We start from the raw sequence: 13,332 nt of genomic DNA, 5'->3' as shown, positions 1-13,332 counted from the left end.
ACAATGTGATGCTCAAGAACGGTAAGACGCCGTGAGGGTGCTGGGGGGCGGGGGAAAATGGGATCAGGCTATGGCATAACTTTTCAGTGTCTGTAATCGGGCCGATCCTGCATACGGTTACGGTTCTGTCAGTAATGTATAGTTACAGCGACTTACTGAGAACCAACGTTCACAAATGGTTATGGTGTAACAATCTGGAGCATTGAGGATCGACCCGTACGTCTTTACGCATCAGCCGTCGTTCTTCATCAGGAATGGGTACCCAGGTACAAAAATGTTACCCACGTTCTGATATTGTTGAGTTTAAAATTGATTGATGAAATAGAGGGCGCGTGATGCCCGTTTATTTATTGTTGCTGTTCTTTTTTTGCTGGTTTCATCCAGGCATCATTGTATTTAATATTCCCTCTAACATAATTCCATTCAATGTCACGGAATCTAAGACCTACTACCTCATGCATATTAGGGGACGAACTACCGGGATAGTAGACATGTGTAAAATCTACAGAGGATATAACGACATCTTCCAGAGTAATATTATAAATCTCTACTTCGATCCCTGCTTCTATAGTCTCATAATATTTAATGACTGCCTTTTGCAGTCTCTTCCCTTCACAAACAGCTACAGCCAGGTAAGGGCTGACTTTATCAAGTTGCTTATGCACAATTACGGGATTATGCTGCCTACAGCCTGTCATGCTGCCAGTGTTGCTATCAACAGGCTGTCTCACACCGTAACTACTATTCATGACTTCTATAGCACCTTCACGGCCTAAGGATAAACAATCTCCCGGAATCTGCATTCCGTTTTCATCATATAAAAATAAATAAGCTGGTAATGACATGATTAATAGTTTCCATCGTTATCTATAAAGAATGAATCTGAATAGCTTTTATTATTGAGAGAATAAGATATATTATATATATATCCGTGCTTTAATTTAATTTTAAAGCAAGTGTCAGGATATTTTAGAGAGATTCCATCATCTGCTTTAATAACTGTATATTTCCTGCCAGGCGAATAGTAGATACTATAACGCTCTAAAACATCTGTTTTATTTACAGTGAAGCAAATAGTATCGCCTTGTTTAAAAACACTACGTTGCTGTGGAACTGGTACACCTCCACCGGGGCAGCCTGACAGAAGAAATATTAAGGGGATAATAGTTGATTTTTTCATCCGGGAAATCCTTTCATAACAGCTTTGTATTTTGATATTAAAGAATAAACTGATTCATTAGGATTGTAATCTCTGTATACAGATAAATATGAGGTGCCACTATTAAATCCATATGTGAGAAGTAACCAATAATCACTGGCTATTGATGCTTGCTGTTCTAATCCGTAATGAAGAAAATCAGCCTTATCTAAACTGTAACTGTAATCAGCGAAACGAGAGAACAAACCTCTGGTTCTGACAAACATTCCCTTCTGTGCTTGCCAGGCGTGAACCATCTCATGCATGAATCTGTGCTTTTTCTGTATGTCACGTTCCAAAGAGAAATCAGGTGAATAAGTTCCCTCTCTAAACCAAAGTTCACCGTTTGGCGTCATGGCAACATTTACGGGTTGCATATTGAAGGGGAGATAGCTTTCAAGGTGTACCCACACCTTGCTATAGATAATACTTCCACCAAACAGCGTCCTGGCTAGTGCAATCTCTCCTATTGTAAGTTGCCTGACCCCTCCGGGGACTATGGGAGTTCCCGACGTGGGGTTTATTGTCCAGTCTACGGGCATAGCATATCCATATTATTTGTATTGTTTTATGCGCTAATCGTACTCCTACCCTAAAGCATTGGGAATGTTTCTTTCCGGGATAAATTCTGAATCCTTTAAAATTAAACTATTATAAATCATCTGTTTACTGAATAAATCAGCCTTGTCATTACAAAGTGAATGCAGGGTATTATGATTGGGCTGGGGCCTGTGTGACTTTGAAATTTTCTCGGTTTAATTCTCTTTGGGAAGCGATCTGTACGCGGTTTATTTGGCTGCACAGAAAACAGTAAGTGATAATTCATATTAAAATTTTGTTGGTTATTTGTTGTTAATATTGGCTGGGCACAAATATTGTGTAAAAATGGGCATTAACAGTATTTCTTTTTCTATTTTAATTTATCTTTTTCTTTTTGATAACATTTCACTAATAAATAAATATTATATCAAATTCATTGATTTCAAGTGGTTAAACATGTGGTCATGAAAATTAATTTCATACGCGGTGTTTTTGTTTTCGAATGAAGTAATATATAGCCGGACAATTAAAATATTTATTCATTTTAAACTGAATTTTTTGTTAGTTCTCACCTAAAACTAAGCTTACATTGCTTTACGTTAAAACATGCATGATAAATGCAATAATAGTTAAGGTGATGGCGTTCTTATGAAAAACAATAAATTAACTCTGACTTTGTCGTTAGTGATCCTGTTTTCCATTAAAGCACTGGCTGCTTCTGAGAGTGTGGTAACAGCTGGATATGTACATACAAATTTAGAAGGGAAAACCTTAAATGGATTAAATGGCAAATTTGGTTACACACCAGATAAAAGTGATTTAGGGGTTATAAGTTCTCTAACTATCTCAGGAAATAATGATAACGATATTGATCGTGGTTATGGTTCGGCCTTACTAGGTGTAAGTTACCGCGTTAGCGATATTGTGAAACCTTATGTCATGGTTGGTGTGGGACGTGGTGCTATTAAGAACGATGGCGACACAGATACGTCTACAGGCTTTGCATATGGTGCAGGTATCCAGTTAACCCCCATTTCTGGCTTCACTGTTGATGCTGGTTACGAAGGTTCTAAGGTTTTTGGTTCACAAGCTAATAGCGTGGTTATCGGTGCCGGGTGGAGATTCTGATGAAAAAGTTAATTCTGTTATTGGTCACAGTTTCTTCTGTCTCCATGCTTTCTGGTTGTGTTAGTCAGGCAGAACGTCTTAACCGTTGTCAGGCCATGGGCATAGATCGCAATGTTTGCTATCAAGAGGATATGGCTAATCAGCGCAACTATCAGACCAACTATTCTATCGAAAGGGCTGGAGAGACTCAGGCGCAAGCTTATAAAGACGCGAGTCCTTATCATAAGAAGCAGAAAGTATCCAAATTAGGCAAGCTTTTTGGTTTGGATGATGATTGATAGTTAAATCATGAGAACAAAAATGGCGCGTGTCACCGCGTGCCAGAAAGATCTATCAACTGGCACTATACTATGAACTGCAGTTTCTTCGTCCTTTCTCCCTGGAACCTCCATCCGCAGCTATTCGCGGGCAGCCAGGGGGCGGGTACAACATTTAACGGCTTTCTTCCCCAGTAATTCCCCGTTACTTCCCCGTTCAGAATACAGGCATAAAAAAACCAACCACAAGGGTTGGTTTTTTTGGGATTTTTGGTCGGCACGAGAGGATTTGAACCTCCGACCCCCGACACCCCATGACGGTGCGCTACCAGGCTGCGCTACGTGCCGACGCTATGGCTGACAATACTACTGCTTTCCAGCGTGAATGCAAGAGGATGGTTTGCTAACTGATTTATAATTAATCAGTTAGCAATAAATCGTTTCTCATCCGTCAGAACTTGTAGCAGCAGGCTCAGCTGCGGTTTCTGATCTTTTATCTTCTCACCGTGTAAATCATAGGTCTGATAGTTACCGTTGTTGTTAAGCACCAGCGTCATCTCTGGCGTGGTAATCGCCAGCGTGCTGCCGTCGGCGGCGGTAACCCAGTAATGGCGGCGGGTTGCATTAAACAAATCCTGGCCCTGCGAGTACTCGTTAGCTGGCGTGCTGACGTGGAGCAGACGTTGCATGAGCGTCGTCATCAGGTCCGTATGATCGGTCAGGCTATTGATGCGCTGAGCAGGTGTTCCCGGCCAGTGAATAATCAGAGGAACCTGCAGATGACCGCGCGACCAGGCAAAATTGTTCTCTTCCTGAGTCAGCGGTACGCCCCGACCCGCGGTAATAATCACCACCGTGTTGTTCAGTTTACCGGAGTCGCGCAGGGCGCTAAGGATCCGGTTAATGTTGGCATCCACATCCTGAGCGGCATTGGCGTAGCGTTTGGCAAAGTTCTTCTGGTTACTGTCGTTCAGGTTCGTCCCGTTAAAGGAGACCCAGGAGAACCAGCGGTTATCTTCCTGCGCGTAGCGGCCCAGCCAGTTGATCCACTGGCTGGCGGTCTGCTCGTCAGACTGCGTTTGCACGCTCGGCATAGAAAAATCTGACAGTAGCGCCTGGCGATAAAGTGGGCTGGTAAAGCCATCCGAGGAGAATAGCCCCAACTGATATCCTTGCTGGTTCAGCGCAGAGATCAGCGCCGCAGGCGTTCGGGTCGACAAAATGCCGTCCATATAGCTTGGAGAAACGCCATAGAACAGGCCAAAAATCCCGTTATCCGTGGTGTTGCCTGTGCTCATGTGACGCGTAAAGGCGATATTCTGCTCAGCGAATTCAGCCAGCGCTGGCATCTGTTTTTCAAAACGGGAGTAGTTCAGGCCGTCTACGGTGATCAGCAGAACGTTCTGTCCGGTTCCCATATCGCGGTAGCGCAGTTCGCTGAGCGGGTATTGCACGGAAACCGCTTCCGGGTTTCCCTGCTCGATCAGGCGGCGTTGATATTCTTGCGCATCCAACAGACCATGTTTTTCCAGAAACTTGCGTGCCGTCATCGGGTAGGAGAGCGGCAGGTTCGCGCGTTGCATGGTAATAGGGCGATAGAAATTGGCGTCTGCCCAGATGTACACCACATGCGAGGCGATAAAGGAAACGAAGAAGAATGCGGCTAACGGTTTAGCAAAATGGCGACGACGCGTCAGGCTGCGTAGTTTTTGCCAGCTCCAGGTCGCAAACAGCATTTCGATTAACAGAATAACCGGCACGCTGATAAACATCAGTTGCCAGTCACGCGCCGCTTCATTCTGGTCAGGGTTAATGACCAGTTCCCAGACGATCGGGTTAAGGTGCAGGTGGAAGCGGGTAAAAACTTCGCTGTCGATTAACAACAACGTCATGCCAGCTGTCGCCAGAATAGCTGATAAGAATCGCATCAGCCTCTGGGACATGACGATAAACGTCAGGGGAAACAGGATTAGCAGATAGGTGGCAAACACCAGGAAGCTAAAATGCCCGACAACGCTCAGGTAGGAATAAACGCGCCCTGCAAGCGTAGTCGGCCAGTCGGCGACAAACAGGTAACGGCTACCGAGTACCATGGCCAACAGAATGTTGAACAAAGCAAACCAGTGCCCCCAGCTAACCATCTGGGAGACTTTCTCACGGTAGCGCTGACGATGAGTTACCATAAACTGTTGTTCGTTTCCCCGGATCAGGCTCTTAATGCGCTTGGTCGTCGTTTACCGAAGACTGTAATGCGCGGGCAAAAGAGTTGGCAATCGCCTGGCGCTGGGCCGGTGCGATGCTTGTATTGATAAGGTTAGTCACCATGTTTCCCAGTACCATCAGGGAAAGATCGGTCGGCGCCTTATGTTTTTCCAGTACGTTGAGCATCTCATTCAGCAGTTGTTCAACGTGTTCGTCACTATAGCGGGAAATTTGTGGCATAAATCGAAATCAGTCTGTTCATGAAAGGGCAACATATTACCGTACGGACAGTTTTTTTTCTGCTTTTTTATCTTCTATTGCGTCACTGCCCGGCAGGTGGTTGAATACCGCCCGGTCTAAAAGGAGAGTTTATCATGAGTCTGGATATCAACCAGATTGCCCTGCACCAGCTTATCAAACGTGATGAGCAAAACCTTGAGCTGGTCTTGCGCGATTCATTACTGGAACCGACAGCGACCGTTGTCGATATGATGGCTGAACTGCATCGGGTGTATAGCGCCAAGAATAAAGCCTATGGCCTGTTCAGCGAAGAGAGCGAGCTGGCGCAAACGCTGCGTTTACAGCGTCAGGGTGAAGAGGATTTTCTGGCCTTTAGCCGTGCCGCGACAGGGCGTTTGCGGGACGAGCTGGCGAAATATCCTTTTGCCGATGGTGGTATTGTCTTGTTCTGCCATTACCGCTATCTGGCGGTAGAGTATCTGCTGGTTGCCGTACTGAACAATTTAAGCAGCATGCGCGTCAATGAAAATCTGGATATCAATCCGACGCACTATCTGGATATCAATCATGCGGACATCGTGGCGCGTATTGATTTAACCGAGTGGGAAACCAATCCGGAGTCCACACGCTATCTGACGTTCCTGAAAGGGCGGGTAGGGCGCAAAGTCGCCGATTTCTTCATGGACTTTCTCGGCGCCAGCGAAGGTCTGAACGCCAAAGCGCAAAACCGCGGTCTGCTGCAGGCGGTTGATGACTTCACCAATGAGGCGCAACTGGATAAAGCCGAGCGCCAGAACGTGCGGCAGCAGGTGTACAGCTACTGCAACGAGCAGCTACAGGCTGGTGAGGAGATTGAGCTGGAGTCGCTGTCTAAAGAGCTTTCCGGCGTCAGTGAAGTCAGCTTCAGCGAATTCGCTGCTGATAAAGGGTATGAGCTGGAAGAGAGCTTCCCGGCGGATCGCAGTACGTTGCGCCAATTAACCAAATTTGCTGGCAGCGGCGGTGGGTTAACCATTAATTTTGACGCCATGCTGCTGGGCGAGCGTATTTTCTGGGATCCGGCGACGGACACGTTAACCATCAAAGGTACGCCGCCGAACCTGCGCGACCAACTCCAGCGCCGCACGTCGGGCGGGAAATAAAACTGTTTGCCGGATGGGGCGAAAACGCCTTATCCGGCCTGCGTGATTCATCTTTATCGCGAACAAAATTCCATAAAAAAACCCCGCCGAGGCGGGGTTTTCTTCAACTTCCAGGCGATTACGCGCGAACGAAGTCGATGTGAGTCAGCTTCGGCTTGAAAGCGTGACGCTGTACAGCCTGAGCTTTAACTTTAACTTCTTTACCGTCAACAACGATGGTCAGAACTTCGCTGTAGAATTCAGCTTTAGCTTGCATGTTCATAACTGCATCGTGATCCAGTTCGATAGCAATCGGGGCCTCTGCGCCACCGTAGATGATTGCCGGGAACTTGTTAGCGGCACGCAGGCGGCGGCTCGCACCCTTACCCTGCTCTTTACGTACTTCAGCGTTGATAGTAAACATTTAAATCTCTCTTTAATAATTCCTGCTACAGGCGACCCAGCAACAGGTAAGTGATCTGCTTTGCGTATGCAAAAGCGGGCGAGATTCTATACTCAAACGGCTGGTACATCAATCAAAAGTACAATTAACCGCGTAATTCATGTGCCCGGCGAAAGCGACCTTCATAATCGAAGACCTTTTCACGCACCTGCCAGTACTGACCTTTCATGCGCGCAACCACGAAATCAGGATGGCGTAACAGCGCCTGCTGGGCGAGGATATCGGCGGCGGTTATCCAGCGTAAGGGAATACCGGGGGTACGGGTGTGCGGGCGAATAAACAGTTGTTCGAATGCCGTACGCTGCGCGGGAGTGTGTAGACGAAAGCGTTCGCTGACGTCGGCTCCGTCTTCATCGTAATAGGTGATTTTTAGCCATTCGCCTTTTTCATCCTGGCCATTTTGTAACACCATACCGCTACAGCGCAGGACCAGCGCATCTTTTAGCCTCAACGCCGCTTTCAGCATATCATCCGGGTCGACCAGCACCGTATCGCATTCACGGCAGCGGCGGGCGGCAATGTCATTTTCCGCGTTGCACTGCGGGCAATTTTTAAAACGGAAACGAAAGTCGCACTGTTCGCGATGACCGTCATCATCTTCAAACCATCCCTGGCAGCGGCGACCAAAGTGTTCAATCAGCGTGCCGTCAGCTGTTGTTTTGCCCCAGAAGGTGTTGGCAAATCCGCAGGCAGGGCAGAACACCTGTACCGGCACGTTGTCGCTTTTTCCCTTCGGCGCGCCCACTTCCGGGGCGTACAGATCGTGGGGATTACCCGCGTAATCGAGGATCAGACAGTCGGTTTTACCTGGGGCCAGGCGCAGTCCGCGACCAACAATTTGTTGGTACAGGCTGACTGATTCCGTCGGGCGGAGAATGGCGATAAGGTCGACGTGTGGGGCATCGAAGCCGGTAGTCAGGACCGACACATTCACCAGAAAGCGAAAGCGCTGGGCTTTAAACTCTTCAATCAGTGCGTCACGCTCCGCGCCTGGCGTATCTCCGGTAATAAGCGCGGCATCGTCAGCAGGCAGCAGGCCCAGAATTTCTTTGGCGTGTTCAACGGTGGCGGCGAAAATCATCACCCCTTTGCGCATCTGGGCAAACTCAATAATCTGGCTGATGATATGCGGCGTGATTCGCTGCTGCTTTTTTAATTCCCGATTAAGGTCCGCCTCGCTGAACAGGCCGTTACTTTGTGCCTGCAGGCGGCTGAAGTCATACTGCACGACCGGCATGTCGAGGCGTTCCGGCGGCGTCAGGTAGCCGTGTTTAATCATATAGCGCAGCGGTAATTCATAAATGCAGTCGCGAAACAGCGCTTTTTCATCGCCGCGCACCATTCCGTGATAATGAAAGTGGTAAATCCAGCCTTTACCCAGACGAAAAGGCGTGGCGGTAAGCCCCAGCAGGCGTAAATGGGGATTGACGTTGGTCAGGTGAGTGAGGATTTGCTGATACTGACTCTCTTCATCATCACCGATGCGGTGACATTCATCGACGATAAGCAGGGAAAACTCTCCCTGAAAGGCATCCAGATTACGCGCCACCGACTGTACGCTGCCAAATACCACTTTTCCGTGGCTCTCTTTACGCTTCAGCCCGGCGGCAAAAATATCGGCCTCCAGCCCCAACGCGCAATATTTGGCGTGGTTTTGCGCGACCAGCTCTTTGACGTGCGCCAGTACCAGCACGCGACCACGCGCCACGCGGGCCAGTTCCGCTATCACCAGGCTTTTGCCCGCGCCGGTTGGCAGGACGATAACCGCCGGCGTGCGGTGGTGGCGAAAATGGTTGAGCGTGGCGTCCACGGCTTCTTGTTGGTACGGGCGAAGAGTAAAAATCATGGGCTCACTAAGGTAAACAGTAACAATGAATAGTATGCCATGAATCATTTCCCTTGAGGGATGGTGTAACGCCGCTATACTGGGCGGATAACAGTCCCACTTTTCGGGCGCAAACCCGATTCTCGTATTTTTACAGGCAAAAATCACACTCATGCGACTTGATAAATTTATCGCTCAGCAACTCGGCGTCAGCCGCGCTATTGCCGGGCGTGAGATCCGTGCTAACCGCGTTACCGTCGACGGTGAAATCGTCAGAAATAGCGCCTTTAAGCTGCTGCCAGAACATGACGTCGAATATGACGGCAATTCCCTGATTCAACAGAATGGCCCGCGCTATTTTATGCTGAATAAGCCGCAGGGCTATGTTTGTTCAACGGATGATCCGGATCACCCGACGGTTCTTTATTTCCTCGATGAACCCGTCGCACACAAATTACATGCGGCAGGCCGTCTGGATATCGACACCACCGGACTGGTGCTGATGACCGATGACGGACAGTGGTCGCATCGCATCACTTCGCCACGTCACCATTGTGAGAAAACCTATCTGGTGACGCTGGAATCGCCGGTGGCGGATGATACCGCCGAGCAGTTTGCCCGTGGCGTACAACTGCATAACGAAAAAGACCTGACAAAGCCGGCCGTGCTGGAAGTCATTACGCCAACTCAGGTGCGATTGACCATCAGCGAAGGGCGCTATCATCAGGTGAAACGCATGTTCGCCGCCGTGGGGAACCACGTTGTAGAACTGCACCGTGAACGGATCGGCGCCATTAAGCTTGATGATGACCTTGAGCCTGGCGAATACCGTCCATTAACTGAAGAAGAAATTGCCAGCGTTAACTTAACCCCGCGTTAATCTCAGGAGCTAAATGTGACCACCCGGCAGAACTCGTCAATTGCCATTGTCTTTATCCTTGGCTTGTTAGCCATGCTGATGCCGTTGTCGATTGATATGTATCTTCCGGCGCTGCCTGTTATCTCTGAACAGTTTGGTGTGCCTGCCGGTAGCGCGCAGATGACCCTCAGTACCTATATTTTAGGTTTTGCGGTGGGGCAGTTGCTGTATGGTCCAATGGCAGACAGCATTGGGCGTAAGCCGGTAATACTGGGCGGAACGCTGGTGTTTGCGGCGGCGGCAGTTGCCTGTGCGCTGGCGCAAACTATCGATCAACTGATCATAATGCGTTTCTTCCATGGTCTGGCGGCTGCGGCGGCGAGCGTGGTTATCAACGCCCTGATGCGCGATATCTATCCGAAGGAAGAGTTCTCGCGCATGATGTCATTCGTCATGTTGGTCACCACGATAGCGCCATTGCTGGCGCCCATTGTGGGCGGCTGGGTGCTGGTATGGCTGAGCTGGCACTATATCTTTTGGATCCTCGCCGTGGCGGCTATTCTGGCTTCAGTGATGATCTTTACGCTGATCAAAGAAACATTGCCCGTAGAGCGTCGCCAGCCGTTTCGCTTGCGCACTACTCTTGGCAACTTTGCCTCGTTGTTTCGTCATAAGCGCGTACTGAGCTATATGCTGGCCAGCGGGTTCAGCTTTGCCGGAATGTTTTCTTTCCTTAGCGCCGGGCCTTTTGTCTACATTGAGATTAACCATGTTTCACCGCAGCATTTCGGTTACTACTTCGCGCTGAATATTGTTTTCCTGTTCGTGATGACCATCATCAACAGCCGCTTTGTTCGCCGGGTTGGGGCATTGAATATGTTCCGTGCGGGGCTGTGGATCCAGTTTGTGATGGCGGGCTGGATGGTTTTCAGTGCGCTATTCGGGGTAGGTTTTTGGGCGCTGGTGGTGGGCGTGGCGGCATTTGTCGGCTGCGTGTCGATGGTGTCATCTAACGCGATGGCGGTCATCCTGGATGAATTCCCGCACATGGCGGGAACGGCATCATCTTTGGCGGGGACGTTCAGATTTGGCATTGGCGCTATTGTTGGGGCACTGTTGTCACTGGCGACTTTTAACTCGGCCTGGCCGATGATTTGGTCGATAGCGTTTTGCGCCACCAGCTCTATTCTCTTCTATCTCTACGCCAGTCGCGCTAAAAAACGGTGATCTAATACACAACCTGGAGGTCATAAGGCCTCCAGAGTTGATGTATATCAACCGCAAATCTATCAATTCTCCTGCTTATGTTTATTTTATGTAAAATCAATTTATGTAAAAAGTCACATCATTGTAGTTAAAAAGGTTGAGTTAGATCTCAGAAACGAGTACATATAGCCCGGAAATTTGCCAGAACCATTGAATAAATTTAAATACCTGGTTCGGAAAGCAGCATATGGACATGGGTGTAAACGTTTACCAACTGTTTAAAGACGTTTTGTCAATGATGTGTTAATATTGATGTAAAATAATTGTGAAGTGATTGTGCTTCCAGGGAAAGAAAGTGATGACATTACAACTCTCAATCGTTCATCGTCTGCCGCAGTGCTATCGTTGGTCGGTGGGTTTCGCAGGTTCGAAAGTTGAACCGATTCCGCAAAACGGCCAGAGCAATGAGAACAGCCTGGTGGCGCTCAAATTGCTCAGCCCGGATGGTGATAGCGCGTGGTCAGTCATGCATAAACTCAGCCAGGCCCTCAGTGACATTGAGGTTCCTTGTTCCGTTCTGGAATGCGAAGGGGAGCCGTGCCTGTTTGTGAATCGTCAGGATGAGTTTGCTGCGACCTGCAGACTGAAAAATTTCGGCGTGGCAATCGCAGAACCTTTTTCAAATAACAATCCGTTTTGAGCGTCAGCTTAGCGCGAGCAGCTGACGCGTATAGGCCTGTTGTGGCGCGTTGAATACGTGCTCGCATTGCCCCTGTTCCACAACTTCTCCCTGCCTTAGCACAATAACCTGATGGCACAACGCGCGTACGACATGCAAATCATGGCTGATAAAAATATAGGCCAGACGATGCTTTTCCTGTAAGGACTTTAACAACATCAGGATTTGCGCCTGTACGGTCCTGTCGAGTGAGGATGTCGGCTCATCCAGAATGATCAGCGAAGGTTTTAGAATCAACGCCCGGGCAATGGCTATGCGTTGACGTTGACCACCGGAAAACTCTGCGGGATAACGATGTCGCGTTTCGCTATCCAGCCCCACTTCCGTCATGACCGCTTTCACCTGCGCTTCACGTTGTTCGGCAGTAAGTGTCGGTTGATGAACGCGTAGTCCCTCCTCAATAATTTGTAGCACGCTTAAACGTGGGTTTAGCGAGGAGTTAGGATCCTGAAATACCACCTGAATGCGGTGACGTACGGGTAACAGCTGGCGACGATTTAAGGTATGCAACGCCTGGCCATCGAACACAATACTCCCCTGCGATGTGATTAGCCTCAGTAGCGCCAGCCCGGTGGTGCTTTTCCCGGAACCTGACTCACCGACCAGCCCCAGCGTTTCACCGGGCCGCAGGGAAAAACTGACGTCGTTGACCACGACGTTATGGTCTACTACGCGCTTCAGAATGCCTTTGCGGACAGGGAAGGCGACGCGGAGTTTTTCCACTTCCAGCAAGGGAGTTTGCCCTACAGGTAAGGGGACCGGGTCACCGGAAGGTTCGCTGTTTAACAATTTCTGCGTGTACGGATGCGAGGGCGCAGAGAGCAGTTGTGCGGCACGATTTTGCTCAACGCACAGGCCGTTTTGCATGACCGCCACGGTATCGGCCAGCTTTTTCACAATGCTGAGGTTATGGGTGATGAATAGTAATCCCATATTCAGCTCTCGCTGTAACCCCCGCAGCAGTTGCAGGATCTGCGCCTGAACGGAGACATCCAGCGCGGTGGTGGGTTCATCGGCAATCAGCAGTTCTGGCCGCGTTAGCAGCGCCATGGCGATCATCACACGTTGGCGCTCACCGCCGGACAATTGGTGTGGGTAATCTGCGAGACGTTTGGCCGCCTGACGGATCCCGACGCGGTCCAGACAGGTCAGAATCTCTGCCCGGGCGGCCTCGCGACGCATTCCCCGATGCAGCGACAGCACCTCGTAAAGCTGTTTTTCCAGGTTGTGAAGCGGGTTCAGTGACACCATCGGCTCCTGGAAAATCATGGCGATTTTGTTCCCTCGTACGCCGCGAAGCGTTTGCTCGTCGGCGTGAAGCAATGATTCACCATGGAAACGAATATCACCGGCAAGATAGACCGCAGGAGGGGACGGTAATAAGCGCAGAATAGAAAGCGCGGTCACACTTTTCCCTGAGCCAGATTCGCCCACCAGCGCCAGCGTTTGCCCGGCATCAACCCGCAATGAGAGAGTGTTGACCACGGTGCGCACGCTCTCCTGGTGGCGAAAACCTACCGATAAATTCTCAATAGCTAACAGAGGTTGTGTCAT

Annotated in this window: 14 protein-coding genes and 1 tRNA gene; 6 read left to right on the top strand and 9 right to left on the bottom strand. The window is 49.3% G+C overall.

Annotated features, from left to right (window positions below; genetic code table 11):
• Positions 1 to 347: 347 nt before the first annotated feature.
• From FOB24_RS17125 to FOB24_RS17115, 3 genes are read right to left on the bottom strand one after another with little or no spacing between them, the layout of a single operon-like run.
• Positions 348 to 845 carry an Hcp family type VI secretion system effector gene (locus tag FOB24_RS17125; RefSeq protein ID WP_121529294.1) on the bottom strand — a complete coding sequence of 166 codons (498 nt, stop codon included), beginning with the start codon at positions 843 to 845 and terminating at the stop codon, positions 348 to 350.
• A gap of 2 nt (positions 846 to 847) precedes the next feature.
• A complete protein-coding gene (locus FOB24_RS17120; protein ID WP_069323424.1) occupies positions 848 to 1,180 on the bottom strand; it encodes a putative T6SS immunity periplasmic lipoprotein in 333 nt (110 codons plus the stop codon).
• Positions 1,177 to 1,740, bottom strand: coding sequence for a hypothetical protein (locus FOB24_RS17115; RefSeq protein ID WP_048211134.1), 564 nt, complete (start codon positions 1,738 to 1,740; stop codon positions 1,177 to 1,179). The genes FOB24_RS17120 and FOB24_RS17115 overlap by 4 nt, the downstream gene beginning before the upstream one ends.
• 646 nt (positions 1,741 to 2,386) lie before the next feature.
• On the opposite strand from FOB24_RS17115, the gene FOB24_RS17110 reads away from it, so the two are divergent.
• Together FOB24_RS17110 and FOB24_RS17105 are read left to right on the top strand one after the other, a co-directional pair.
• The gene (locus FOB24_RS17110) at positions 2,387 to 2,866 is read left to right on the top strand and encodes an Ail/Lom family outer membrane beta-barrel protein (protein WP_150345217.1); all 480 of its coding nucleotides are present in this window, start codon (positions 2,387 to 2,389) and stop codon (positions 2,864 to 2,866) included.
• Positions 2,866 to 3,144, top strand: coding sequence for a hypothetical protein (locus FOB24_RS17105; RefSeq protein ID WP_150345216.1), 279 nt, complete (start codon positions 2,866 to 2,868; stop codon positions 3,142 to 3,144). Before FOB24_RS17110 ends, FOB24_RS17105 begins: the two co-directional genes overlap by 1 nt.
• A gap of 250 nt (positions 3,145 to 3,394) precedes the next feature.
• Here the strand turns inward: FOB24_RS17105 and FOB24_RS17100 are convergent.
• From FOB24_RS17100 to FOB24_RS17090, 3 genes are all read right to left on the bottom strand, one after another.
• Positions 3,395 to 3,471 (bottom strand) — tRNA-Pro (locus FOB24_RS17100).
• 74 nt (positions 3,472 to 3,545) lie between these two features.
• A complete protein-coding gene (gene yejM, locus FOB24_RS17095) occupies positions 3,546 to 5,306 on the bottom strand; it encodes an LPS biosynthesis-modulating metalloenzyme YejM (protein WP_038642064.1) in 1,761 nt (586 codons plus the stop codon).
• A gap of 31 nt (positions 5,307 to 5,337) precedes the next feature.
• Positions 5,338 to 5,565 (bottom strand): YejL family protein, encoded by a 228-nt coding sequence (locus FOB24_RS17090; RefSeq protein WP_003027506.1) that lies wholly within the window; start codon positions 5,563 to 5,565, stop codon positions 5,338 to 5,340.
• 134 nt (positions 5,566 to 5,699) lie between these two features.
• On the opposite strand from FOB24_RS17090, the gene yejK reads away from it, so the two are divergent.
• The gene (gene yejK, locus FOB24_RS17085) at positions 5,700 to 6,707 is read left to right on the top strand and encodes a nucleoid-associated protein YejK (protein WP_006683753.1); all 1,008 of its coding nucleotides are present in this window, start codon (positions 5,700 to 5,702) and stop codon (positions 6,705 to 6,707) included.
• A 118-nt stretch (positions 6,708 to 6,825) separates the two neighbouring features.
• Here the strand turns inward: yejK and rplY are convergent, their stop codons facing one another.
• Complete coding sequence (gene rplY, locus FOB24_RS17080) at positions 6,826 to 7,110, bottom strand: 50S ribosomal protein L25 (RefSeq protein WP_006683755.1); 285 nt, start codon at positions 7,108 to 7,110, stop codon at positions 6,826 to 6,828.
• Between the two features lie 124 nt (positions 7,111 to 7,234).
• Positions 7,235 to 8,995: a DEAD/DEAH box helicase gene (locus tag FOB24_RS17075; RefSeq protein ID WP_150345215.1), complete on the bottom strand. Its 1,761-nt coding sequence runs from the start codon at positions 8,993 to 8,995 to the stop codon at positions 7,235 to 7,237.
• Between the two features lie 151 nt (positions 8,996 to 9,146).
• Here FOB24_RS17075 and rsuA point away from each other — a divergent pair, with 151 nt between their 5' ends.
• From rsuA to FOB24_RS17055, 3 genes are all read left to right on the top strand, one after another.
• Entirely contained in the window at positions 9,147 to 9,854 is a 708-nt protein-coding gene (gene rsuA, locus FOB24_RS17070) for a 16S rRNA pseudouridine(516) synthase RsuA (RefSeq protein WP_061382086.1), read from the top strand.
• 15 nt (positions 9,855 to 9,869) lie between these two features.
• Positions 9,870 to 11,060 (top strand): Bcr/CflA family multidrug efflux MFS transporter, encoded by a 1,191-nt coding sequence (locus FOB24_RS17065; protein ID WP_042307254.1) that lies wholly within the window; start codon positions 9,870 to 9,872, stop codon positions 11,058 to 11,060.
• Positions 11,061 to 11,394: 334 nt separating this feature from the next.
• Entirely contained in the window at positions 11,395 to 11,739 is a 345-nt protein-coding gene (locus tag FOB24_RS17055; protein ID WP_029139605.1) for a YejG family protein, read from the top strand.
• Positions 11,740 to 11,742: 3 nt separating this feature from the next.
• On the opposite strand, the gene yejF is transcribed toward FOB24_RS17055, so the two are convergent.
• Positions 11,743 to 13,332: a microcin C ABC transporter ATP-binding protein YejF gene (yejF, locus tag FOB24_RS17050; RefSeq protein ID WP_121529293.1), complete on the bottom strand. Its 1,590-nt coding sequence runs from the start codon at positions 13,330 to 13,332 to the stop codon at positions 11,743 to 11,745.

The sequence above is a fragment of the Citrobacter werkmanii genome, from assembly GCF_008693645.1.
Taxonomy (GTDB): domain Bacteria; phylum Pseudomonadota; class Gammaproteobacteria; order Enterobacterales; family Enterobacteriaceae; genus Citrobacter; species Citrobacter werkmanii.
This window is presented reverse-complemented; position numbering and strand designations above follow the sequence as displayed.